The sequence below is a fragment of the Streptomyces sp. JLBG701 genome (assembly GCF_058544905.1).
In genome coordinates, this window is record NZ_CM178588.1 from 1,243,856 (window position 1) to 1,267,385 (window position 23,530).

A 23,530-nucleotide genomic window follows, 5' to 3' on the forward strand; every position below is an offset into this window, starting at 1 on the left:
TCACTACTTCCTTCCGGAGTCCGCCCGGCGCGACGTGGTCAGCGTGCCGACCGTCTTCAGCAGCCGGTCGGCCGGCCGCCGCAGCCCGGGATGGGCCAGGACCGTGTTGCGCAGGCCCCGCACCGGTCTGCGCCACAGCCGGTGCACCGCCGCCACCGGATGGGGGCGGGTCGCGAACCCCTCACCCACGCGCAGTTCACGGGTCTTGAGCCAGTCCTTGTACTCCTTGTCGCCGCGCCCCAGATCCAGCAGGCTCACGCCGCCCCGACTCGCCGCCTCGGCCGTCCTCAGGTGCATCATCAGCCCGGGCGAGTACCGCTGGAACTCGGGGTCGTACGCCGTGAACCAGGCCGCGAGCACGGAGCGCGACCTCGGTCCGAAGTGGGCGGCCACCGGCCGGTCACCCGCGTACAGCACGGACAGTACGCCGGTGAAGTGCTCCTCACGGACCTGGAAGAGATCGTCCACCAGGTCGACGATCCACGGCCGCGCGAACCGGTCCATCCGTCCCGTTCTGCGGTACTGGGCGGACTTCCACTGCATGAGCCGGTGCAGCATCCGCGGGTCGCGCTCGTCGAAGACGAACCGCACCTCGCCGATGTCGCGCCCCAGGCGGCGTTCCTTCTTCAGCGTCGTCTTGGCCTGCCCGGGATACGCGCCGCGCAGCCATTCCGCATAGCCGCTGTCGCCGGGCTTGAGGTCGATCACGGGTGAGGCGAAGGTCCCGGTGACGTATCTGCCGAACGGTTTCTGTTCCTCGACGAGATGGTCGAACTCCAGGATGGAAAGCCCGCAGGCCCGCAGCAGTTCCTGGGCGTCCCACGTCACCCCGGGAAGGTGTACGAGGGCCTGGCAGTCGGAAAGTCCGAGGCCGACGGCTCTGCCGACGCCCAACGAGTTGCGCTCGTAGGGGAAGAAGCCCACGGGCTCCCCGCCCTCACGCAGCACCGCCACCCGCACCCCGCCCCGGTGCCTGCCGACGCCGAGCGCGAACTCCGGTGCCAGGAAAGGGTTCGCGTACTCGGGCGACTCGTCCATCGCCCGGTGCCAGGCGGCCCGCACCGACGCGCTCAGCTCGTCGGATCTGTGGACGGTGATGTCCGCCTCTGCCGAGGCATCCGGTCTCCTGCTCATGGATCGCACGATCGACAGCTCCCCCCATGACGCGGCGCCCGCGTCCAGCCACTCTTTCGAGCATCCCCGCCGATCCACGCCGGTAGCCGTTCGTTTCCGGACGATGACCGATATCCGAGTTTTCGGCGGGGCTCAAACGTCGCGAAACAGTACGCACGCTGTCAAGAGGGCTGCCGCGGTGGAGGAAGCCGGATTCCATTGACAGTGCGGGCGTTTCGGGTCACGGTGAGGGCTCGTCGTGCCCGGAGGGCGGTCGTCCATGGCTGCGTCGTCAGCGTCTCGTTCCGAAGCCGATTTAGTCGAACGCGTGCGGGCGCTGGGGCCGTTGGTCCGTGAGCACGCACTGCGGGCCGAGCGGGAGCGGCGGGTGACACCCGAGGTCGTCGCGGCGCTGACGGACGCGGGGATCTTCCGGATGAACATCCCCCGGCGGTACGGCGGTTACCAGACCCCGCTGCACACCCAGGTCGACGCGATCGCCGAGGTCGCCGCCGCCTGTGGTTCGGCCGCGTTCATGGCGTTGATCCAGGCGGGCTGCGCGTTCATCGCGGCGCTCTTCCCCGACGAGGCGCAGGACGAGATCTTCACCGGCCCCGACATACGGGTGGGCGGCACGCTCATTCCGGACGCTACGGCGGTGGCGACGGACGCCGGTTACGTGGTCAACGGCACCTCCGGATTCGCCACCGGCTGCCAGTACGCCGACTGGCACCTTCTGACGGCCCGTGTTGACTCCGGTGACGGGCCGCCCGAGGTGCTGTGGACCGCCGTCCCGATGGCCGACCTGGAGATCCTCGACGACTGGCACGTCTCGGGGCTGGCCGGCAGCGGCAGTGCGAGCGTCGTCGCCCGCGACGTCCTGGTGCCCGCCCACCGTGTGCTTCCCATCGGGCCTCTGCTGGGCGGCGCCTTCCCCTCGAAGGCCAGTGCCGAGGACCCCTTCTACCGGATGCCGGTCCTGCTGCTGTTCTGTGCCTGGACGGCGCCGAACGCGCTCGGCCTGGCGCGATCCGCCCTGACAGAGTTCACCGAACGGATCCACCGGCGGGGCATCACCTACACCTTCTACCAGCGCCAGAGCGAGGCGGCGATCACCCATCTGCAGGCGGCCGAGGCGGCGCTGAAGATCTCCTGCGCCGAGCTGCTGACCGCCGAGTTCGTGGCCCGGATCGAGGACGGCGCCGACAGCGGCCGACCGTACTCGCAGGAGGAGCGGGCCCGGATCCGGGCCCAGAGCGGCTATGTGACGCGGCTGTGCAAAGAGGCCGTCGACCTGATCGGCTCCGCGTCCGGCGCGTCCTCGCTCCACCTGGACGTACCCGTCCAGCGGGCCGTCCGCGATCTGCACGCCCTGAGCCTCCACTCGTTCGTGAACCCGGCCACCAACCTGGAGCTGTACGGCCGGGTCCTGTCCGGGCTCGACGCCAACACACCCTTCCTGTAGGGCACTTACATCAGGACGCGCTCGGGGCGGGGGTGGGGCCCATCCCGGTCATGTGGACGATGGTGCCGCCGACCTTGGGCTGGAACTGCCGGAGCACCTTCGACTGGCCGCTGATCACCCAGCGGGATCCGACCAGATAGTTGCCCTGGTACATGCTGATGGTGTCCAGCCAGGCCTGCTTGTACTTCTCCTCGGGGAAGGTGGTGATGAGGTAGTCGCCGCCCTTGGTGTGGCAGACGCCCTCACGGAGTTCCTCCGCCTCCACCCGGATCCTGGCCTCACAACTCGTCAGATTCGCGATGACCTCGACCTTCGCCGGTGCGATGACTCCCGCCTCGACGGCCGACGACTGTGAAGCCTTGCTGTCCGATTCGGTGTCGTCCTCACCCCCACTGCAGGCCGCCGCCAGCGGGAGGAGGGCCAGGCTTCCGGCGAGTGCGGCGCCACGCACCAGTCGGGCGGCGGACCGGGGGCCACCCGTGCGCGATCGCGGTTGCTGCTGGGGCAAGTCGCTGCTCCGTATCCAGGCTGTTCCCGCCCGCGCGGACGGACAGGCGTACGGCAAGGGTTACGGGTGGACGCCGCCGGGTGTTCACCGCCTGCCGGGGCCGAACGTTCGAGGCTCGCCAGGCGTCATAGGAGGGACCGTCTGCGAAGAAGGGCCCTCCCATGGCTGCCGTGCGTTCCCTGTCCCGGCCGGTGTTGCTCGCCGTCGTACTGACGACCACCGGTCTGACCGCCACCGCCTGCGGTGGAGAGGACGCGTCGGTGAAGGCCGAAACAGCGCCTTCCACCCTGCGTGAGGGCCCCGCCTGGGAGGAGCCCTCCTCGTACGCGTACACGCTCATGTCGAGCCAGGGGGAGCGGGCGCTGATCGGCACGTTCCGGGTGACCGTGCGGGACGGCGCGGTGGTCAAGGCGGTCGGGCTCGACGCGAGCGGCCGACAGGTGGTGAAGCGGACCCCGGACGCCGTCCCCACTCTCGGCGCGCTGCTCAGGCAACTCGAACAGGCCCGCGCCGACGACGCGGACACGGCCGAGGCCGAGTACGCGCCCGACGGACACCCGGTCCGCATCGAGCTGGACTGGGAGAAGAACGCCATCGACGACGAAGCGCTGTACGTCGTCAGCGCCTACGAGCCGGCGGACAGCTAGCGCGGCTGGACGATGTTGACCATCCAGGGGATGCCGAAGCGGTCGGTACACATGCCGAACACGTCGCCCCACATCTGCTTCTCCATGGGCACGGCCACGGAGCCGTCGGCGGACAGTTTCTCCCAGTAGCCGCGCAGCTCGGCGTCGTCCTCGCCGCTCAGGCTCACGGAGAAGTTGTTGCCCGGGGTGTGCGGCATCCCGGGCGGGGCGTCGGCGCCCATCAGGGTGAAGCCGCTGGGGGTCTCCAGCATGCCGTGCATGATCTTGTCGGCCTCCGGCGCGTCCTTCTGTCCGAACTCGCCATAGGTGTTGAGGTTCAGGGTGCCGCCGAAGACCTCCTTGTAGAACTCCATCGCCTGCCGGGCGTCACCGTCGAAGCTGATGTACGGGTTGAGGCGCGAGGCCATGTTTCCTCCCGGGATGGGACTGAAATCCGGTCACATGGAACGTAGCGCGGGCCACTGACAACGGCCCGCCCACGAGGACCACCAGGAGGAAACAGCCGCCCGCGCTCACCCCGCTCGGGTTCTCGCTCCTGGTCGATCTCGGAGGTGTGCGGCATCACATCGGGTGCGTCGCCGCCCGTGGCCTGGACGGCGAGCTTCTGTTTGTAGGCGTCGTAGCTGGAGAACGACGCCTGCACCCGCACGTTGGGATGGCGCTTCTCGAACAGGGCGACCGCCTGCTCGGTGCGCTACGCGTGGTCGGGATTGGCCCACCACGCGTAGCGCAACACGGCCTGGCCGCCGCCGACCGATTCCCCGGATCCCCTCGCAGATCGCAGCCAATCGCCACGACGTATGCGAACTCGCGAAGTGGTACGGAAAGCAACCCACGTGGTGCCGAACCAACTCACAACCAGCTCACTAGTCCCCGTACGGCAACGTCGTGCCGGGCAGCGTGTACTCGTCCCGGCGCCCGCACATCCCGAACCCACCGAGCCGAGTGGGAGCGGCCTGATACGCGGTCGCCTCGGCGAGGTGGGGAGGCTCGCCCTTCTCCAGCGCGTCGAGCTGGACACCGGTGCGCTCGGCGGCAGCCACCGCGCCGGCCCGCCACAGTTCGCGCCACACCGGCACCTTGTCGCGCACGAGACGGGCGGCGGCGCGTTGGAACTCCGCGTACGGGGCGCTGTCCCCGGCGACCAGGGCCTCACGCAGGACGAGATAGCCCTCCACCGCCAGGTCGCGGCGGCGCCGTGCGGCTGCCGCCGTCTCCGGTCCGGTACCGGGCGGCAGCGCTGCCGCGGCCGCGTACCTCTCGGGGTCGGCGAGTACCTCGGGCGGGAAGGTGAAGACGGCGTCCCCGGCCTCGGGCAGACCGCTGTTCTGCATCAGCACGGTGATGCGCAGATCGCCGCCCTGCACCATGCGGTGCACGGTGCCCGGGGTGAACCAGGCGACGGAGCCGGGCTCCAGCGGGATGTCCCGGTAGCCGTCGGGGCTCAGCGTCTGCACCGCACCCCGGCCGCCGGTGACGACGTATGCCTCCGTGCACACCAGGTGCAGATGCGGGCTGCCGCCGCACACCCCGTCGGCGGCCTCCCAGTCGTAGGCGCTGAGGTGGGACAGGCCGATGGCGCCGGGCAGCGGGTGCGGAAGGGCGGGCTTGGGCTCGGTCACCACGACAGGCCTTCCAGGTAGGTGCCGACGCGGTCGCGGTCCCAGGCACCGTCGGCGACGACGACCCGGTAGCGGTAGCCGAACGACTCGCCGGGCGGCAGCTCGAACTCCTCGAAGAACGCCCAGGAGAACGCGACCGTCGGGATCGGCTCGGAGCGCACGAACCAGTGGGAGTCGTGGATCGCGGACTTGGGGTCGAGGTTCTCGGGGGCGTGCGCGAAGACGAGTGTGGAGTGGGCGTCGACGTCGTCGTGCTCGGTGGTGTAGGCGAGCCACGGGCCCTGGATGCCCATCAGCTTGCCCGCGTCCGCGCCCGCTCCCCCGTCGAGCTCTGGGCCGAAGGCGGTGCCGCCGGTGAAGTCGCGGGGGCCGCGCCACTGGAGTCCGGTGTATCCGGCCAGCTCGCGGCCCGCGGTGGTCGGCGAGCCGAAGACCAGGGGTTCGCCGCGGGTGTTGGTGAGCCGGATCGACCAGTCCAGGGCCCAGGCGCCGGCTTCCTCGTCGACCGAGTGGACGGTGAGCCCGCGCTCTTCCCGCGCCCATTCCGTGCCGTGGTTCGCGACCCAGGTGAGGGCCTCGGTGAGGGCGAGCCGCTCCTCGTCGACCGTGAATTCGGTGAACCCGTCGTGCCGCATCGAGCCGACGCGATCGGGCAGGGCGAGGTAACCCTCGCCGTGCACATAGCAGTTGCCGCCCCAGAAGTTCTGGCCGGACAGATGACTCGCCGTCATCTGCAGACCCTTGTGCCAGCGATGGTCGCTGGGGCGGTAGCCGGTCACGGTGCGTCCGGCGAGCGTGCGCACCGGGTGGGCGTACGGCTTGCGGGACTCGAACGCCTCGGGGTCGGGGCGGTACACGTAGCGGAGGATCTCGGTGCCGTCGGCCGCCGCGACCGCGATGTGCTCGCCGTGCGTGTGGCTGACTCGGATGCTCATGCGCGCTCCTTGGGGGCCCAGTGGGGGTGGTCTCCGTGCATGGCCGGGTAGAAGGGGTCGCCGGGTCCGATCTCGCCGGCGTGCACCGGCAACCCGGTGCACGCCGCCTTGTAGAGGGCGGCGGCGAATTCGAGGGTGGCGCGGGCGTCGGGACCGCTGCCGGGCGGCCTGACACCGTTGTCGTACGCGTCGAGCAGAGCACCGAGTTGCGCCGTGTGCGAGCTGGGCACGTCCGCCGCGGGCGTGTGCCAGGCGGCCGCGCGTTCGGAGGCGACGTGCGGGGCCGGGGTGTAGACCCAGTCCTCGTTGCGGTGCCCGTACAGGTGGGTGAGCTCGACCGTCGCGTCGGCGCAGTCGACGCGGATGCGGCTGACCTCGGCCGGGGACAGCACGCTGTTGACGACGGTGGCGAGGGCGCCGCTGCGGAAGCGGACGAGGGCCGTCGAGACGTCCTCGCTCTCGGTGTCGTGGACCAGACGTGCCGCCATGGCCCGCAACTCGGCCCACTCGCCGAGCAGGTGCAGCAGCAGGTCGTACTGGTGGATGCCGTGGCCCATCGTCGGTCCGCCGCCCTCGGTGGCCCACCGCCCGCGCCACGGCACCGCGTAGTAGGCGGCGTCGCGGTGCCAGGTGGTCTGGCAGTGCGCGACCAGCGGGGCACCCAGTTCCCCGCTCGCGATCAGCTCACGGGCGTGGACGGCGCCGGAGCCGTAGCGGTGCTGGAAGACCACGGACGCGTACGCCCCCGACGACTTCTCGGTCGCCGCGATGTCGTCGTACTCGGCGAGCGACAGGCACAGCGGCTTCTCGCACAGCACCCAGGCATCCGCCTTCAGCGCGGCCACCGTCTGCTCCCGGTGCAGGGACGGTGGTGTGCCGATGAGGACCAGGTCGGGTCGTATGGCTTCGAGCATTTCGCCCATCGATGTGTACGCCGCGACCTCGCCGCCCGCGAGCTCCCGGAAGGCGTCGAGCCGGTCCTGGTCCACGTCGACGGCGGCGACGAGCTCCACCCGGTCGGAGTGGGCTCTGAGCGCCGGCAGGTGACTGCCGCCGACTATGGCACCGGTACCGATCACGGCGACGCGGCGGCGGGCGGGGAGCGGGGACATGGGGGTCCTCCTCTGCCGGTGGGGGGCCGGGCGAGCAGAAAGCGCTTGCACCGGCGACCCTAGGCGCGGACCGAATGTCAGGACAACCCCTGTGCAGCGATCACCGCGTTGTCGTCGGTGAGGAAGGCGTCAGGCGTTCCAGGTGGCGGCGGGCGAGTTGGACCAGGACTCGGGTCGCGGGTGACAGATGGGCTTCGCTGCGGGTGATGAACGCGAAGGTCTCGTACAGCGGGGGGTCCAGCGACGTCCAGTGCAGGAGATCGCACCCGCCCAGGGAACGGGCGAGGGGAAGCGAGACGACGGTGTCGCCGACACCGCGGGCGGCGAGGGCGAGGGCCGAGGCCGGTGACTCGACCTCCACGACGGGGGTGAGCTGGGTGCCCGCCTTCTGGGCGCGTTCCAGGAGCTGGCGGCGGGTGGGGTCGGCGTTGCCCCACCGTGCCTCCGGGAGGATCAGCGGTGCTTCGGCCAGGCGCTGGGAGGTCATGGGCGAAGTGGTGCGGGAGGCGTCGGCGCTGAGGTAGACGGCCTCGCTCGTCCAGACCACGTCGCTCACATCGAGCCCACGGTCGTCGACGGGCAGGGCGACGAGCCCGGCCTCCAGACGCCCTTCGCGGACGGCGTCGGCCACTTCGGAGGAGTTCAGCCCCACCATCCGGACCCGCACTCCGGGGTGCCGGGAGCGGAAGTCGGCGACCAGCTCGGTGAGCAGCAGGTGCTGGGCGCTGCTGAAGGTGCCGAAGGCCACGGTGCCGCCGGTGAGTTCGCGCACGCCGCGTACGCACGCGGCCGCCTCGTTCGCGGCCTCGATGGCACGCTGCGCGCGGGGCAGGAGCAGCTGGGCGGCCTCGGTCAGGACCAGACGCCGGTTGGTGCGGATGAACAGGGGGACGCCGAGTTCGTTCTCCAGCCGTCTGATCTGCTCGGAGAGGCTGGGCTGGGCGATGTACAGGGCCTCGGCCGCGGCGGAGAACGAGCCGTGCTCGACGGCGGCGAGGAAATAGGTCAGCTGCTGCAGGGTCATGGAGCCAGCCATAGGTTCAGCCTTGGGCAGCCAAGGAAAACGAGGCTTCACCGATGGGTGAAAGGCTCCTCATAATCGCGGCATGGAGCGTGACGGTCAACAGCGAGGGAGCTCACCATGACGTCGCCGCGTTACTGCGTCATCGGAGCGGGTGCCGCAGGCCTGGCCGCACTGCAGGTCCTCACCGACCACGGCTTCGCCGTCGACTGCTTCGAGCGCACCGACCGGGTCGGCGGCCACTGGCACACCGACTACGACTCACTGCACCTGATCACCTCACGCGACGTCTCCGGTTTCGACGGCTTCCCCATGCCGGCCGACTACCCCGTCTACCCGAGCCGCGACCAGATGCGGTCGTACCTGGAGAGCTTCGCCACGCACCACGGGCTGCACGAGCGGATCACCTTCGGCACCGAGGTCGAGCAGGTGAGGCCGGTCGGCCCCGCGGGACGCGACGGCTGGATCGTCGAGACCTCCGGCGGCGAGAGCAGGGAGTACGACGCCGTCCTGGTCGCCAACGGCCATCTCACCGACCCCTACATACCGTGCTACGACGGGGAGTTCACCGGCAAGCAGGTGCACTCCGCCGGCTACCGCAACGCCGGCGACATCGAGGGCCACCGCGTCCTGGTGGTGGGCGCCGGCAATTCCGGGTGCGACCTCGTGGTGGACGCGGCCAACGCCCGTCTGGACGCGAACGTCTCCGTACGGCACGGCCAGGTGTTCCAGCCCAAGGCGCTGTTCGGCAAGCCGCGCGCGGAGCTGCACTGGCTGGCCAGGCTTCCCGCCTTCGCGCAGGAGCGCCTGACCCGCGTGCTCATCGACGTCGCCGTCGGACCGCCCACCGCCTACCGGGGGCTGCCCGAGCCGGCCACCCGCAACCTCAACAAGCAGCGCCCGGTCGTCAACAACCTGCTGCTGTACTGGATCCAGCACGGCCGGATCACCGTCCGCCCCGGCATCGAGCGCTTCGACGGCCCTGCCGTGCACTTCACCGACGGCTCGGTCGAGGAGTTCGACACGATCGTGTGGGCCACCGGGTTCAAGACCTCGTTCCCGTTCCTCGACCCCGCGCTGCTGACCTGGCAGGACGGCACCCCGTTGCGGGTCGCCGGGCTGACCGTCCCCGTCGGTCTTGAGCGGCTCTTCTTCATCGGGCTGGCCGCCCCGCGCGGTCCTCAACTCCCGGTCTACTCCGCCCAGTCGAAACTCGTCGCCCGCTTCCTGGAGCTCCATCAACGCGGCGATGTCGCGCTGTCCGGCTTCTTCAGCGGCCGGCAGACCCCGGACGCGCGGATCGACATCGTACGGAAGGTGTGGCTGAAGCAGATGGATGCCGCCCACAAGGCACTCACCCCGCTCGCGCGCAGTGCCGCAGGAGGTTCTCGTTGAATACCTCGTTGAATACAGGGACGCGGCTGTCGGGAAAGACCGTTCTCGTCACCGGCGCGGCACGTGGCCAGGGGGCCTCGCACGCCGAACGGCTGGCCGCCGAGGGAGCGCGGGTCCTGGCGTGCGACGTACTGGATGACTTGGGCGAGGCCGAAGCGGTCCGGTTGCGCAAGGCGGGCCTCGATGTGGAGTACCTGCGACTCGACGTGAGTTCGCCGGGCGACTGGGCGCGGGCCGTCGATGTCGCCCGGGACCGGTTCGGCCGGCTGGACGTGCTGGTGAACAACGCCGGGATCATCCACGTGAATCCGCTCCTCGACGAGCGCGTGGAGGACTGGAACGCGACGCTCGCCGTCAACACCACCGGCCCGCTGCTCGGCATCCAGGCCGCCGTGCCGCTGATGCGCGAGAACGGGGGCGGGTCCGTCGTCAACGTCTCGTCGGTGTTCGGGATCGTCGGGGCGGTCGGGTACGTCGCGTACTGCGCCAGCAAGGCGGCCCTGGTGGCGGTAACCAAGACCGCCGCGCTCGAACTCGCCGCCGACGGCATCCGCGTCAACGCGATCTGCCCCGGCGGGGTCAGCACGCCCATGAACGAGAACGAGAAGGAAGGCGGCGTGGTGCCGCAGACCCCCATGGGGCGCCGGGCCCACGTCCGGGAGATCTCCGGGGCGGTCGCGTACCTCGCCTCCGACGACTCCACCTTCACGACCGGAACGGAGATGGTCATCGATGGCGGCTTCCTCGCCCACTGAGCACACGTCAACTCACGCATCCCACACGGCACTTGTCACGGGCGCTGGCAGCGGAATGGGTCTGGCCGTCGCGGAACGGTTCCTCGCCGAGGGCTGGGGCGTTCTCGGTGTCGACCGCGACGCCGACGCGCTGGCCAAGGCGGCGGAGGCTCTCGGTGCCGCCTTCCGGGCCGTCGCGGTGGACATCACCGACCGCGGGGCGCTGTCCTCCGCCCTCGACGGCGCCACGGGTGGCTTGCGCGCCGTCGTCAACGCCGCCGGGATCTACCCGCCCACCACGCTGGACGACTTCGACGAGGCCGTCTACCGCCGTATCTTCGACGTGAACGTCCTCGGCACGCTCAACACCATCGCCGAGGCGGTGCCGGCGCTGCGTGCCTCCGGTGGCGGCGCCATCGTGAACTTCGCCTCCATAGACGCCCTGGCCGTCTCTCGCGGGCAGCTCCTCTACAGCGCTTCCAAGGCCGCCGTCGTCACGCTGACCCGGTCGCTCGGTGTGGAGCTGGCCCCCGACGACATCACCGTCAACGCGGTTGCCCCCGGGTGGGTCGACACGCCCGGGACGCGGGCCGGCGGTCGTATCGAGCAGGCCGTCGCCACGATTCCGCTGGGCCGCGCGGCTCGGCCGGAGGAGATCGCCGACTGGGTGTGGAAGCTGTGCGATGGCTCTTACGTGACTGGCGAGACGCTGGTCATCAGCGGGGGGCTCACCGTCCGCTAAGCGCTCTGGATAGGCGGTTCGTTGGCCGCGGGCCGGTGGGGGCTGGTCGCGCCGTTCCCCACGCCCCTTACGGGGCGCTGTAGTGCACCGGGGTTCATCGGTCTCGCCTCCGGCAGCCCCGTCTCCGGCGGGTCCGCCGCGACCGTCGCGCCCAGTGCCACGCCGGCCGCCACGAGCAGGCTTCCCGCCAGTTGGCCGGGGCCGAAGGATCCCGTGCCCACCAGGGGTGCCGTCAGTGCGGCCGAGACCGGGATCAGGCCGGACAGCAGTGCCATGCCGACCGCCCCGATGCGATGGATCGCCCCGAACCACAGCACGATTCCCAGGACCGTCACCGCGACGATCTGCCAGGCCAGCGCCGCCGTCTCGACGCCGTCGGGCATCCGCACCCATCCCCGGCCGTCGACGGCGAGGCCCAGTACCGCCGCCTCCACCGAGGCGATCGCGCAGGCGCAGGTCGTCAGCAACAGGGGTCCGAGCACTCTCAGTACCGGTACGACGAACAGGGCCATGACCACTTCGCCGGCCATCGCCGCCAGAGACCAGATCAGGCCCGCCGCGTCGGTCCGTCCGAGCCCCTGGACCACCGCCGCCCCCGTCGCCACCACCAGCGCCCCCAAGGCCACGCGGCCGGAGGGGCGCCGCGACTCCATCAGCGGCGCGACGATCGCCACCACGACCGGCGTGCACCCCACCACGACGCCCGGGACGGCGGGCTCCGCGCTGCGCTCGGCGCAGAGCACCGCCACGTTGAAGCCGACCATGCCGCCCGCGGCGACCAGGGTGAGCCGCACCCACAGCCGTCGTGTGAGCCGGCGGACCGGTGCCCAGTTGAGCCGCACGCAGAAGACGGCCAGCAGCAGGAACCCCAAGGCGTACCGAACCGACTGCCCGCCCAGGAACGGATAGTGCGCCATCTTGCTGCTCGCCACGAAGGACACGCCGACGAGGACGGCGGAGACGGCACCCATCAACACACCAAGTCGATGCGTGCGCGTCATCCCGCCCCTCCCCCGTCGTCATGCCTCGATCGCGCCACCATCTCGCCTCGGTCAGCCGCCGAGATAGGCCTTCACGATCTCCTCGTCCTCGGCCAACTCGTCTGCGGGGCCGTGGAGTTTGAGGGAGCCGGACTCCAGGACGTAGGCGCGGTCGGCGACTTCGAGCGCGGCCAGCGCGTTCTGTTCCACGAGCAGTACCGTGGTGCCCTGTTCGCGGATCCGGACGATCGTCTCGAAGATGACGTCGACGAGCACCGGGGCGAGACCCATGGAGGGCTCGTCGAGCAGGAGCAGTTGCGGTTTCGCCATCATCGCCCGCCCGACGGCGAGCATCTGCTGCTCACCGCCGGACATGGTGCCCGCCTTCTGGTGGAGGCGTTCCCGCAGCCGGGGGAAGAGTTCGAGGATCATCTCCCGGTCCTCGGCGATCCCTCCCTTGTCCTTGCGCAGGAAGGCGCCCATGTCGAGGTTCTCGTCGACGGTCATCTTGGGGAAGATGCGCCGCCCCTCGGGCGAGTGGGCGATGCCCCGTCGGACGACCTCGTGGTCGGGTATGCCGTTGAGCTTCTTGCCCTGGAAGGTCATGGTGCCGCTGCGGACGGGCAGCAGCCCTGAGATCGCCCGCAGGGTGGTGGACTTGCCCGCGCCGTTCGAGCCGATCAGGGTGACGATCTCGCCGGGGTAGACGGTCAGCGACAGGCCCTTCACCGCGGCGATGTTGCCGTAGTAGACCTGGATCTCGTCGAGTTCGAGCATCGGTTCGCGCGTCTCGATCACGCCGTTGGCCCCGCTCATATGGTCTTGTCCCTTCCGGACTTGCCGAGGTACGCCTCGATGACCCGGGTGTCGGACCTGATGTCGTCCGGGCCGCCCTCGGCGATCTTCTCTCCCCGGTCGAGCACGGTGATCCGGTCGGAGACCTGCATGACGACGCTCATGTCGTGCTCGATGAGCAACACCGAGAGGTCCTGTTCGTCCCGCACCCGGTGGACGAACTCGGTGAACCGGCCGGACTCCTGGGGGTTCATGCCGGCGGTCGGTTCGTCGAGGAGCAGGACGGTCGGGTCGAGGGCGAGGGCCCGTGCGACCTCCAGGCGGCGCTGGTCGCCGTAGGAGAGGTTGCGCGCGTACTCGCCCGCCACCTTCCCGATGCCGACGAACTCCAGCAACTCCCGGGCGGTTTCCTGGGCTTCCCGTTCCTCGCGGCGCTGTCGGCGGGTGCGCACGATGGTGTGGAAGGGCCCGGATCGCAGCTTGGAGTGCATGGCGACCTTGACGTTCTCCTCGGCCGTCATCAGGCCGAAGAGCCGGATGTTCTGGAACGTACGGGCCATGCCGAGGGCGGCGATCTGGTGCGGGACGAGGTTGGTGATGTCCTTGTCGCCCAGGACGACGCGTCCGCTGGTCGCCCGGTACAGGCCGGTGAGGACGTTGAAGAACGTCGTCTTACCGGCGCCGTTGGGCCCGATCAGGCTGACCACCGACTGCTCGGGGATGGTGAAGCTGACGTCGTTGACGGCGACCAGGCCGCCGAACTTCACGGTGATGTGGTCGGCGTGCAGTTTCACGCCCGTCAGGGCGTCCTGCGGTGCCGTCTGAGGGGTTGTCGTCATGCCTTCTCCCCCGATCCGTCGGCCGCGACGGTCTTCAAAGTGTCGTCCAACTCGGGAGCCGGCGCCTCCATGTCGGCGTGCAGCGACTCCATGTCGGTCCGGCTCGGTTCGTGCAGCACCAGCCGGGTCCGCGATTCGGGCAGGATGCCCTCGCGGCGGAACAGCATCATCAGGACAAGGATGCCGCCGAACAGCAGGTAGTTGTACGACGGGAAGTTGACGTTCGTCCCGAACTGCTCGTTGAAGGACGTCCCGAACTGCGGCAGGCCGGTCGAGTTGACCCAGGCGAGGACGAGGGCGCCGAGCATGACGCCCCAGACGTTGCCCATGCCGCCGAGGACGACCATCGCCAGCAGGGTGATGGAGATCGAGAAGTTGAACCGGTCCGGCAGGACGCCTCCGATGTGCGTGGCGAAGGCGACGCCCGCCAGGCCTCCCGCGACCGCGCCGACGGCGTAGGCCGAGAGCTTGGTGCGCATGAGCGGGACGCCCATCATGCTCGCGGCGAGCTCGTCCTCGCGGATGGCCAGCCAGGCGCGGCCGAGCCTGCCCTCGCGCAGCCGCAGCGAGATGAAGACGACGACGGCGGCGATGAGCACGAAGATGAGGTACTTCCACACCAGGTCGAACGGCCCGAGCTTGGTGGAGCCGATGGCGATCGGGTCGACCGGGGTGATGCCCTTGGTGCCGTTCGTCAGGTTGAAGCCGCCGATGTCGTCGCCGTTGGTGAAGACCTGCGGGATGATCTCGCCGGCGCCGAGCGTGACCAGGGCCAGGTAGTCGCTCTTCAGACGCAGAGTGGGCGCACCGATGATCACGCCCCACACCGCGCAGAACACCGCTCCGATGACGAGCACCAGCCAGAAGCTGATGTGGATTCCGGGGAGGGTGTCCAGCGCCCCGCTGAGGAAGTGGAAGTCGACCTGGTAGAAGAAGCCGGACATCAGCCAGCCCGCGGTGTAGCCGCCCAGTGCCCAGAAGGCGACGAAGCCCAGGTCCAGCAGGCCGGCGTAGCCGACCACGATGTTCAGGCCGAGCGCGCAGATCATCCAGACGAGCGCCTCGTTGATCGAGGTGAGCGGCAGCCAGTTCCGGAAGAACGTCTGGGCGTCGGGGCTCAGGTTCGGGATCATGTAGTAGTAGGCCAGGAACACCAGGACCGCTGCCGCGGTGTACCCGAGCGCCCAGCGCATGCGGTGGGGCATCGCCAGGCCCGGCATCCGCCGTGACCGGCCAGAAACGTCGGAAACCATGGCTACACCTTCTCCGTGGTCGGCTTGCCGAGCAGGCCTTCGGGCTTGAAGACCATCAGCAGGATGAGGATCGCGAAGACCACGCTCTGGGACCATTTCTGACCGAACCCGTACGGCAGGCCGTCGTTGAAGCCCTGGATGAGGCCGATGAGGATGCCGCCCAGCACGGCGCCGCTGATGTTACCGATGCCGCCGAGGACCGCGGAGACGAAGGCGATGAGCCCCAGCTGGAATCCCAGGTTGTACGCCGTGGTCCCCACGACCTGCTGGTATATGACGCCCGCGGTACCGGCCAGTGCCCCGCCGATCAGGAAGGTGAAGGAGATGGTCCGGTTGACGTTGACACCCATCAGCCGGGCGGCGTCCTGGTCCTGAGCGACGGCCCGCATCGCCTTGCCCTGCCTGGTGCTGGTGATGACCCAGCGCAGGAGCAGCAGGACCGGAACGGTCACCGCGATGACCGCGAGCAGGCTGTAGTCGACCTGGAAGTCGCCGATCCCGAAGGACCCTTCGGGAAGCACGCTCGGCCACTGCTTGGGGGTCGAGCCGTTCCACTTCAGGCCGATGAACTGCAGGATGAAGCTCATGCCGACCGCCGTGATCAGCGGGGCGAGTTTGGGAGCGCGTCGCAGGCGGCGGTAGGCGACGAATTCGAGCGTCACATTGATGCCGCCGCAGAAGATCATGGTGCCGACGATCGTGACGAGCAGGAGCACGATGCCGAGCACGTTGGAGTGTTCCTGGCCCATGACGGTGGTGAGCAGGAATCCACTGAAGAGGGCGCCGAGCATGAACAGGTCGCCATGGGCGAAGTTGATCAGCTCGATGATGCCGTAGACGAGGGTGTAGCCGAGCGCGATGAGCGCGTAGAGCATGCCGAGGTTGAGCCCGACCATGCCCGCCTCGAAGAACTGCGACGGGGAGTTGATCAGGTTTGCGGCGAGCCAGACGACCACGCCGAGGAGAATGACTTGGGTGGCGATGCGCTGGATGACCGCCTTGCGGTCGATCGCGGCCGGCACCACGGTGCTGGTGGCAGTTGCTGCCATGAAGGCCTCGCGAGGGTCGGGGAGCGGTGCGGGGGGAAGCGGACCGGAAGCCGGTCCGGGGCGGGCGCCACCTTGGTCGGGTGACGCCCGCCCCTGGCGTCAACTCAGCTGACGGGCCACGGCTTCAGGAACTTCTCTTCCTTGTTCACGAGCTGCAGCACCGAGATGTCGAGGACGCTCACATCGCCGGTCTTGGGGGAGATGTCCAGCTTCTTGCCCACGATCGACTTGTCGGCGGCGATGCTGATCCCGCTGCCCGAGAAGACCTGCTCGGTGACGCTCTTGCGGGTGCCGTCGGACTTCTCGATCGCCTGCAGGATCACCTGCAGCGCCTCCACGCCGTAGAGGGCGTAGCTGCTCGCCGGGTCGGAGCCGTACTTCTTCTTGTAGGCGTCCAGCAGATCCGCACCCGGGCCGCCCTCCTCGCGGAGCGTCGTGGCGGTCAGGCCGGCGAACGTGATGTAGGCGCCCTGGGCCTGTGTCAGTCCGTCGAATTCCGGGTAACCGCTGAAGCCGTCGGGGGCGATGAGCTTCACCTTGGAATTGTCACCGAGGACCTTGACCTTGTCCTTGACGAGCTGGCCGCCGTTGTTGTCGAAGATTCCGGCGAGGTAGACGCAGTCCGGGTTCGACGCTTTGATACTGGTGAACAACGCTGTGTAGTTGGGCTGTTTGGCGTCCCATGCCTGGTTGCCCAGGACATCTATTCCCTGCTTCTTCGCCTCGGTCTCGAATGCCTTGCCGACACCCTGGCCATAGGTCTGGTTGTCATTGAGGATGTAGCACTTCTTGACGCCGAGGTCCTTGGATGCGAACTGGGCCCCCGCCGCACCCTGGTAGTCGTCGGTCGCGATGACGCGGGCGTAATTGCGCTTGCCCGACGGGAAGAACTTCTCGGGCTCGCCCGGGTCCCATGCCTTTGTCAGACCGGGGTTGGTGTTCGCGTGGGACACCATCAGCATGGGGCCGCTCGGGTCCTGGTTCAGCACCGGGGCCTCGATCTTCGCACAGCCGGAGTTGTAGGTGCCCATGACCGCGACCTCTTCGGTGTTGGCCACGTGGTCCTGCGCGTTCTTGGCACAGGTCGCGTCGTCCCAGCCGCCCTTGGCGGCGGTCGAGTCGTCGTAGACCTTGAGCTTCACCTTGTAGTCGCCGGCCTTGCTCCCTATCTGGTCCAGGTAGAGCTGCATCGCGTTGACCGTGGACTCGGACGCGTCCTTGGACGCTCCCTGGAGCGGCAGGTCCACTCCGATGACAAGCGTGTCACCGCCGGACGAGCTGTCGTCCGCGCCGCCCGAGGCATTGCCCCCACACGCACTCACCGCGAGTCCGGCCACCGCAACCGTCGCGAAAAACTTGACTGATCTGGTTCTGGACATCCCACTCCTCATCGCCTCAGGTAGGGGGAAATTTGGAGTGCGCTTGTTACAGGTAAGGACATTCCAATGTTCGGTTTATGTTTCGCGATGGAATCGTGATCCGTAGCGCTGAGTAAGCGGAAAGCACGTCAAAGTAGCGGCCCGGCACATGGATCGGGCCGCCGACTTCGAGAAATCACCCCAGCTCCGGCAGGAGTGAATTCAGGTTATACAACTGTCCTTGGCGACCTCACCACGGCAGCGGCGCCGTGTGCGAGATGTCGAAAAACCCGCCACCGCCGTACACCAGCGGGGCGAGATCGTCGTAGCGGGCGGAGACCACGCGCCCGGTGAAGACGGTGTGGCTGCCCGCCTCCAGCCGCTCACCGATCTCCACCTCCAGCTGTGCGCACGCCCCGTCGATCAACGGCGTACCGAAGCCTCCCGGGGTCCACGACAGCCCGGCGAACTTGTCGTCCGCCTTGGAGGCGAAGGTCCTCGCGATGTCCAACTGGTCGGCGGCGAGGATGCTGATGCCCAGATGGCTCGCCCGGTGCAGCACCGGGTGGGTCGCGGAGCCGCGCTGGACACAGACCAGCACCATCGGCGGGTCAAGGGAGATGCTGGAGAAGGCGTTGACGGCGAGGCCCTTCGGGGTTCCGGCGTCGTCGGCGGTCACCACCGTCACACCGGTGACGAACTTGCGGTGCACCCCACGGACGAGGTCGGCGTCCACGGCTGCCCGCTGCGTGGTCATGATGACCCCGAGGGCCTCCAGCAGCTGGCGCGGATCCCAGGTCACCCACTCCTCCGCCACCGCCGCCCCGTCGAAGCGGGCGAAGGTCGCACCCGACAGTTCGACCGCCTTCCCGGTCGGCGGGACGCCGAGGAAGGCGCCGGTGTGGTGGCCGGTGCAGCGCCAGCGGATGGCCAGCCGGTCGCCGTCCCCGTCCTCGACGATCTCCTCGATCTCCGTCCGCAGATCGGGAAAGGCCAGACGGACGGCGCGCACCGAGTCCTTGAACTCCTCCCGGTTCTGCGGCGCGGCGGCGGGCCCGCGACGCCTCACGTAGGTGTCGCTGAGCAGTTCGTCGAGCGCCTCGACCCGCCCGTGGTCCCAGGCGGCCTGCCAGGCGGAGCGGATGTGCGTCGTGCGGTCGAGAGTTTCCGTCATCGGCTGCTCCCTACACTCGCGTCTTGTATGGCACGCGCTTCTTGTATGGCAGTGGACGGTAGAGAAAGCGCCCAGCAGTGTCAATTCGCAGGGCCCGCACGCCCGTGCCGTTACCTGGTGTGTCATCAACTGCGCAGGTCATCTCTGTTTCGTCGACATTAACGCTTGACGCCCCAGGAACCAGCCTCCTAGCCTCGGCTGCCATGGCACAGTCCGAGCAGGAAGGACGTCGGATGCGATTCTCGATATTCCACAACCTCGGAGCGCCCGGCCGGCTCGGCGAGTACGCCCAAGTCATGGACGAGGCACGGGAGTTCGCGATCGCCGCGGAACAGGCCGGCTTCTGGTCCACCTGGTACACCGAGCACCACTTCGGCCACGAGGCGATCGAGATCACCCCGAACCCGGTCCTGATGGGCGTCGACATCGCGGCCCGCACGGAACGGATCCGCATCGGCCAGGCCGCGAACATCGCGACCTTCTGGCACCCGCTGCGCCTCGCCGAGGACATCGCGATGCTCGACCAACTCTCCGGCGGCAGGGTCGAGGTGGGCCTCGGCCGAGGCCTGTACGGACGCGAGGCGCTCAACCTCAACGCACTGGCCGACCCGCGCGACCAGGAGCAGAACCGCGCGCTGTACGAGGAGACGGTCGCGATCCTCCGCAAGGCGTGGAGCGGCGAGTTCTTCTCCCACCGGGGCCCGTTCTACGAGTTTCCGGCCCCCGGCGTGAAGTGGAACCACCCGCTCTCACCCGCCACCGACGACTACACGTCGGCCGGAGTGATCACGAAGATGCAGGTCACGCCGTCCCCGTTGCAGCGTCCGCACCCTCCGCTGTGGCAGGTCATCGACAGCCCGCGCTCGATCGCGGCCGCGGCGGCGGACGGGGTCCAGGGCATGTTCTGGCTGCCGCCGGTGTCCGCCCTCAAGGATCGCTTCGAGCTGTACCGCAGCACGGCGAGCGAGGCCTCGGGGCGTCCGTACGCGCTCGGTGAGGGCATCGGCCTCGTCCGGGACGTCTATGTCGCCGACACCATGGAGCAGGCCCGCGCCGAGTTCGAGGAAGCCCTGATGACGACCTACCGCTGGATCATGCACTGGCGGGGGCTCGGCAATCTGATGGAGGCCGGCGAGGAACTGAGCGCCGCGCACGAGCTGTCGTACGACTTCCTGCACTCCCGCAATCTGCTGGTCGGCACGCCGGAGTACGTCACCGGGAAGGTCGCCGAGCTGCGCGACGAGATCGGTCTCGAACACCTGCTGCTGTGGACCACCCATCCGGGCCTCGCCCACCGCAAGGCGATGCGCAGCCTGGAGCTGTTCGCGGAGAAGGTCATGCCGGAGTTCACCGCGTGAGGGGCCTGCGGAAGGTCGTGACCGTCGTCGACGAGGTGCTGCTGGAGCTCGGCCGCCCGGTCGCGACTCCGGTACGTCGGGTCACGGCGGCCGCGGTGATCCGCAACCCCTGGGCCGGGCGCGGCTTCGTCGCCGATCTGCAGCCCGAAGTCGAGGCCGTCGCACCGGAGTTGGCGCGGCTGCTGACCGGGCGGCTGCTCGCGGAGCTGGGCGGCGTGGAGCGGGTCGAGGCCTTCGGCAAGGCGGCCGTCGTCGGGCTTGACGGGGAGATCGAGCACGCGGGCGCGCTGATCCACACCCCGTTCTTCGGCAACGTCTTCCGCGAGCTCGTCGAGGGCACGTCGATCATCGTCTTCAGCGACGACCGGCTGCCGGCCGGCCAGCCGCTGACCGTACCCCTGTGGCACAAGACCGCGGCGGCGACCCGCTCGCACTACCAGACCGCACATGTCCGCGTTCCCGACGCACCGCGACCGGACGAGATCGTCGTGGTCGCCGCCGCCGCTTCGGGCCCCCGGCCCAACGCCCGTATCGGGGACCGCCGTACCGACCCCGTCGTCCGCCCGGCCGATCTGGAGAAGCTGGAGAACGCCCAATGAACGTCCGCAAGATCATCACCTACGTCGAGGACGTCCACACCGAGGGTGGCCGCCCGGTCGACCCGCCGGCCCGTACGGCGGTGGTCCTCGCGATCATCGAGAACCCCTGGGCCGGCCAGGGCTATGTACCGGACCTGCTGCCCGGCATCGACGAAGTCGCCCCGAAACTGGGTGAGTTGCTCGCCCCGCGCGTGGTCGAGGCACTCGGCGCGCCCGTCGAGGCGTACGGGAAGGCCGCGATCGTGGGCCTGGACGGGGAGATCGAGCACGGGTCCGGACTGATCCACACCCTCAAGTTCGGCGACTTCTTCCGCAAGGCGGCGAACGCCACCACCCTGCTTCCGGCGGTGGAGAAGCGGGCGGCCGCGGGCACCGTCTTCGACATCCCGCTCAAGCACGTCACCGACGCCACGATCCGCTCGCACCACCAGAGCATCGAGGTCCGCGTACCGGACGGACCGGGTGCGGACGAGATCGTGATCGGGCTCGCCGCGGCCGCCCAGGGCAGGCCGCAGGCCCGGCTGGCCCCGCTGTCGAGCGAGCGGTGAGCAGCACGGCACGGCGGCTGCCGCAGCCCCTCGCCCACGAAGTCCACGGCGAGGGCCCCGATCTCGTGCTGCTGCACGGTGTCGGACTCGACCGGCGGATGTGGGAGCGGTGCCTTCCGGCGTTGGCGGCGCACCACCGCGTTCTGCTGGTCGATCTGCGCGGGCACGGTGCTTCGCCGACGGCGACCGCGGGGGTGACCGTGGATGAGCTGGCGGGGGATGTGGCCGCGTCGCTCGCGGGGCCCACGCATGTGGTCGGCTTCTCGCTCGGCGCCCTGGTGGCACAGCAACTCGCCGTCTTCTCCCCGGAGTTGGCGGCCTCGCTCACCCTCGTGAGCTCGGTGGCCGACCGCAGTGCCGAGGAGCGTTCGGCGGTCGCGGGTCGAAGACGGCTGGCCGCCGAGGACTTCGGGGCATCGGCGCGGGCGGCCGTCGAGCGGTGGTTCGCCCCCGAGTGGCGGGACCGGGAACCGGCCCTGGCCGCGGCCGTGTTGAGCACGCTGCTGGCCACCGACCGCGCCTCGTACCTCGCCTGCTACGACGTCTTCGCGACCGCCGACGCCGCACTCTGGCCCCGGCTCCCCCGCATCACCGCCCCCACCGTCGCCATCACCGGCGCCGAAGACCCGGGCTCGACCCCGGAGATGTCCCGGCGACTGGCCGCGCGGATCCCCGGTGCCCGCGCGACGGTCGTGCCCGGGGCACGCCATCTGCTGCCGCTGGAGCGCCCGGACGACCTCACCCACGCGATCCTCACGCACACCGGACAGGAGTGTCTGCGCGCATGACCGCACCGAGCCGACTCCCCCGCCATCAGCACTACATCGCCGGCGAGTGGACCCCGCCCGTCTCCGGCGGGTACTTCGAGAGCCTCAACCCGACCACCGCCCTGCCGTGGTACGAGGCCGCCGACGGAACTGCCGCCGACGTGGACCGCGCCGTGACCGCCGCCCGCACCGCCTTCGAGGACGCTCGCTGGCGGGACCTGAGCCAGACCCGGCGCGGACGCCTGCTGCGCAACCTCGCCGACCTGATCGGCGAGCACGCCGAGGAGTTGGCCCGCACCGAGACCCTCGACAACGGCAAGCTGCTGCGCGAGATGCGGGCCCAACTGGCCGGGCTGCCCGAGTACTTCCACTACTACGCCGGGCTGGCCGACAAGATCCACGGTGAGGTGATCCCCGGCGCGAGCCGCGAACTGCTCAACTACACCCTGCGCGAGCCGGTCGGCGTCGTCGGTGCCATCACCCCGTGGAACTCCCCGCTCCTGCTCACCGCGACCAAGCTCGCCCCGGCGCTCGCGGCCGGCAACACGGTGGTGGTGAAGCCGTCCGAGCACACCTCGGCCTCCCTGCTGGCGCTCGCCCCGCTGTTCGAGGAGGCCGGATTCCCCCCGGGAGTCGTCAACGTGGTCACGGGCTTCGGCGCCACGGCGGGCGCCCCGCTGGCCGAGCACCCGGGCGTGGCCAAGGTGACCTTCACCGGCTCGACCGAGACCGGCCGCCGTATCGCCCGTACCTGCGCCGACCGCCTCATCAGCTGCACCCTCGAACTCGGCGGCAAGTCACCCAACATCGTCTTCCCCGACGCCGACCTCGGCTCGGCGGCCATGGGCATCATCGCCGGAGTCTTCGCGGCGGCCGGCCAGACCTGTGTGGCGGGCAGTCGGGTCCTGGTCCATCGCGAGGTGTACGACGAGATCCTGGACCGCGTCACCGCGCGTGCGGCGACGATCCGGATCGGCGATCCGCTGGAGGACGCCACCGAGCTGGGGCCGCTGGCCATCGCGGCGCAGTTGGAGAAGGTCGAGTCGTACGTGGAACTGGGGCTTGCCGAGGGCGGCAGGCTCGCCTGCGGCGGGCTGCGGCCGAAGACGGATCTGGGCGGGTACTTCTACTCCCCCACCGTCTTCACCGGCACCGACAACTCGATGCGGATCTGCCAGGAGGAGATCTTCGGTCCGGTCGCGACCATGATGCCGTTCTCCTCCGAGGAGGAGGCGGTCGCGCTCGCCAACGACAGTTCGTACGGCCTCGCGGCGGGCATCTGGACCCGGGACCTGAACCGGACCCACCGGATGGCGTCGCGCCTTGAGGCGGGCACGGTGTGGATCAACACCTACCGCTCGATGTCTCCGATGTCGCCCCGGGCCGGGTTCAAGAACAGCGGCCTTGGCACCGAGCAGGGCACGGAGGTGATCCGGGAGTACACGCGGCTGAAGAGCGTGTGGGTCAACACCGGCGAGGAGCCGGCCGCGGACCCGTTCATCCTCAAGTCGTGAAG

At 69.4% G+C, this 23,530-nt stretch carries 24 protein-coding genes and 1 pseudogene; 10 read left to right on the forward strand and 15 right to left on the reverse strand.

Features of this window, described 5'->3' with window-relative positions:
• Positions 1-3: 3 nt before the first annotated feature.
• Positions 4-1,134: a GNAT family N-acetyltransferase gene (locus tag AC5DRG_RS05745; protein WP_491808540.1), complete on the reverse strand. Its 1,131-nt coding sequence runs from the start codon at positions 1,132-1,134 to the stop codon at positions 4-6.
• 307 nt (positions 1,135-1,441) lie between these two features.
• On the opposite strand from AC5DRG_RS05745, the gene AC5DRG_RS05750 reads away from it, so the two are divergent.
• Positions 1,442-2,578 carry an acyl-CoA dehydrogenase family protein gene (locus AC5DRG_RS05750; protein WP_491808542.1) on the forward strand — a complete coding sequence of 379 codons (1,137 nt, stop codon included), beginning with the start codon at positions 1,442-1,444 and terminating at the stop codon, positions 2,576-2,578.
• Positions 2,579-2,588: 10 nt separating this feature from the next.
• On the opposite strand, the gene AC5DRG_RS05755 is transcribed toward AC5DRG_RS05750, so the two are convergent.
• Complete coding sequence (locus tag AC5DRG_RS05755) at positions 2,589-3,086, reverse strand: hypothetical protein (RefSeq protein ID WP_491808544.1); 498 nt, start codon at positions 3,084-3,086, stop codon at positions 2,589-2,591.
• Between the two features lie 161 nt (positions 3,087-3,247).
• On the opposite strand from AC5DRG_RS05755, the gene AC5DRG_RS05760 reads away from it, so the two are divergent.
• A complete protein-coding gene (locus AC5DRG_RS05760) occupies positions 3,248-3,733 on the forward strand; it encodes a DUF6174 domain-containing protein (RefSeq protein ID WP_491808546.1) in 486 nt (161 codons plus the stop codon).
• Here AC5DRG_RS05760 and AC5DRG_RS05765 read toward each other — a convergent pair.
• The 6 genes and pseudogenes from AC5DRG_RS05765 to AC5DRG_RS05790 all read right to left on the reverse strand — a co-directional run bounded on the left by AC5DRG_RS05765 (position 3,730) and on the right by AC5DRG_RS05790 (position 8,426).
• Complete coding sequence (locus AC5DRG_RS05765; RefSeq protein WP_491808548.1) at positions 3,730-4,140, reverse strand: VOC family protein; 411 nt, start codon at positions 4,138-4,140, stop codon at positions 3,730-3,732. The genes AC5DRG_RS05760 and AC5DRG_RS05765 overlap by 4 nt on opposite strands.
• A gap of 152 nt (positions 4,141-4,292) precedes the next feature.
• Positions 4,293-4,517: pseudogene (locus AC5DRG_RS05770) on the reverse strand (extracellular solute-binding protein); the annotation flags it as partial.
• Between the two features lie 82 nt (positions 4,518-4,599).
• On the reverse strand, positions 4,600-5,358 hold the full coding sequence (locus AC5DRG_RS05775) for a cupin domain-containing protein (RefSeq protein WP_491808550.1): 759 nt from the start codon (positions 5,356-5,358) through the stop codon (positions 4,600-4,602).
• A complete protein-coding gene (locus AC5DRG_RS05780) occupies positions 5,352-6,290 on the reverse strand; it encodes a DUF6807 domain-containing protein (protein ID WP_491808552.1) in 939 nt (312 codons plus the stop codon). Before AC5DRG_RS05780 ends, AC5DRG_RS05775 begins: the two co-directional genes overlap by 7 nt.
• Entirely contained in the window at positions 6,287-7,402 is a 1,116-nt protein-coding gene (locus tag AC5DRG_RS05785; RefSeq protein ID WP_491808554.1) for a Gfo/Idh/MocA family protein, read from the reverse strand. The genes AC5DRG_RS05780 and AC5DRG_RS05785 overlap by 4 nt, the downstream gene beginning before the upstream one ends.
• Before the next feature lie 100 nt (positions 7,403-7,502).
• The gene (locus tag AC5DRG_RS05790) at positions 7,503-8,426 is read right to left on the reverse strand and encodes a LysR family transcriptional regulator (protein WP_491808556.1); all 924 of its coding nucleotides are present in this window, start codon (positions 8,424-8,426) and stop codon (positions 7,503-7,505) included.
• 117 nt (positions 8,427-8,543) lie between these two features.
• On the opposite strand from AC5DRG_RS05790, the gene AC5DRG_RS05795 reads away from it, so the two are divergent.
• The 3 genes from AC5DRG_RS05795 to AC5DRG_RS05805 are packed head-to-tail and all read left to right on the forward strand — an operon-like array spanning position 8,544 to position 11,294.
• Positions 8,544-9,818, forward strand: a complete 1,275-nt coding sequence (locus tag AC5DRG_RS05795) for a flavin-containing monooxygenase (RefSeq protein WP_491808558.1) — start codon at positions 8,544-8,546, stop codon at positions 9,816-9,818.
• 8 nt (positions 9,819-9,826) lie between these two features.
• Positions 9,827-10,573, forward strand: coding sequence for an SDR family NAD(P)-dependent oxidoreductase (locus AC5DRG_RS05800; protein ID WP_491808560.1), 747 nt, complete (start codon positions 9,827-9,829; stop codon positions 10,571-10,573).
• Entirely contained in the window at positions 10,551-11,294 is a 744-nt protein-coding gene (locus AC5DRG_RS05805) for an SDR family NAD(P)-dependent oxidoreductase (RefSeq protein WP_491808562.1), read from the forward strand. Before AC5DRG_RS05800 ends, AC5DRG_RS05805 begins: the two co-directional genes overlap by 23 nt.
• On the opposite strand, the gene AC5DRG_RS05810 is transcribed toward AC5DRG_RS05805, so the two are convergent.
• The 7 genes from AC5DRG_RS05810 to AC5DRG_RS05840 all read right to left on the reverse strand — a co-directional run bounded on the left by AC5DRG_RS05810 (position 11,291) and on the right by AC5DRG_RS05840 (position 18,742).
• On the reverse strand, positions 11,291-12,295 hold the full coding sequence (locus AC5DRG_RS05810) for a DMT family transporter (protein WP_491808564.1): 1,005 nt from the start codon (positions 12,293-12,295) through the stop codon (positions 11,291-11,293). The genes AC5DRG_RS05805 and AC5DRG_RS05810 overlap by 4 nt on opposite strands.
• A 51-nt stretch (positions 12,296-12,346) precedes the next feature.
• On the reverse strand, positions 12,347-13,090 hold the full coding sequence (locus AC5DRG_RS05815) for an ABC transporter ATP-binding protein (RefSeq protein WP_491808566.1): 744 nt from the start codon (positions 13,088-13,090) through the stop codon (positions 12,347-12,349).
• Positions 13,087-13,908 (reverse strand): ABC transporter ATP-binding protein, encoded by an 822-nt coding sequence (locus tag AC5DRG_RS05820; protein WP_491808568.1) that lies wholly within the window; start codon positions 13,906-13,908, stop codon positions 13,087-13,089. The genes AC5DRG_RS05815 and AC5DRG_RS05820 overlap by 4 nt, the downstream gene beginning before the upstream one ends.
• Entirely contained in the window at positions 13,905-15,161 is a 1,257-nt protein-coding gene (locus AC5DRG_RS05825) for a branched-chain amino acid ABC transporter permease (protein ID WP_491808570.1), read from the reverse strand. The genes AC5DRG_RS05820 and AC5DRG_RS05825 overlap by 4 nt, the downstream gene beginning before the upstream one ends.
• Positions 15,162-15,163: 2 nt before the next feature.
• A complete protein-coding gene (locus AC5DRG_RS05830) occupies positions 15,164-16,210 on the reverse strand; it encodes a branched-chain amino acid ABC transporter permease (RefSeq protein ID WP_491808572.1) in 1,047 nt (348 codons plus the stop codon).
• A 104-nt stretch (positions 16,211-16,314) separates the two neighbouring features.
• Positions 16,315-17,589 carry a branched-chain amino acid ABC transporter substrate-binding protein gene (locus tag AC5DRG_RS05835; RefSeq protein ID WP_491808574.1) on the reverse strand — a complete coding sequence of 425 codons (1,275 nt, stop codon included), beginning with the start codon at positions 17,587-17,589 and terminating at the stop codon, positions 16,315-16,317.
• A 229-nt stretch (positions 17,590-17,818) separates the two neighbouring features.
• Entirely contained in the window at positions 17,819-18,742 is a 924-nt protein-coding gene (locus tag AC5DRG_RS05840; RefSeq protein WP_491808576.1) for a flavin reductase, read from the reverse strand.
• Positions 18,743-18,975: 233 nt separating this feature from the next.
• On the opposite strand from AC5DRG_RS05840, the gene AC5DRG_RS05845 reads away from it, so the two are divergent.
• Genes AC5DRG_RS05845 through AC5DRG_RS05865 form a run of 5 tightly spaced genes read left to right on the forward strand, consistent with a single transcriptional unit; the run spans position 18,976 to position 23,528 of the window.
• Positions 18,976-20,100: an LLM class flavin-dependent oxidoreductase gene (locus tag AC5DRG_RS05845; protein WP_491808578.1), complete on the forward strand. Its 1,125-nt coding sequence runs from the start codon at positions 18,976-18,978 to the stop codon at positions 20,098-20,100.
• Entirely contained in the window at positions 20,097-20,699 is a 603-nt protein-coding gene (locus AC5DRG_RS05850; protein WP_491808580.1) for an amino acid synthesis family protein, read from the forward strand. Before AC5DRG_RS05845 ends, AC5DRG_RS05850 begins: the two co-directional genes overlap by 4 nt.
• Entirely contained in the window at positions 20,696-21,247 is a 552-nt protein-coding gene (locus tag AC5DRG_RS05855) for an amino acid synthesis family protein (RefSeq protein ID WP_491808582.1), read from the forward strand. Before AC5DRG_RS05850 ends, AC5DRG_RS05855 begins: the two co-directional genes overlap by 4 nt.
• Positions 21,244-22,035 carry an alpha/beta fold hydrolase gene (locus AC5DRG_RS05860; protein ID WP_491808584.1) on the forward strand — a complete coding sequence of 264 codons (792 nt, stop codon included), beginning with the start codon at positions 21,244-21,246 and terminating at the stop codon, positions 22,033-22,035. The genes AC5DRG_RS05855 and AC5DRG_RS05860 overlap by 4 nt, the downstream gene beginning before the upstream one ends.
• Positions 22,032-23,528, forward strand: a complete 1,497-nt coding sequence (locus AC5DRG_RS05865) for an aldehyde dehydrogenase (RefSeq protein WP_491808586.1) — start codon at positions 22,032-22,034, stop codon at positions 23,526-23,528. Before AC5DRG_RS05860 ends, AC5DRG_RS05865 begins: the two co-directional genes overlap by 4 nt.
• The last annotated feature ends 2 nt before the right edge of the window (positions 23,529-23,530 follow it).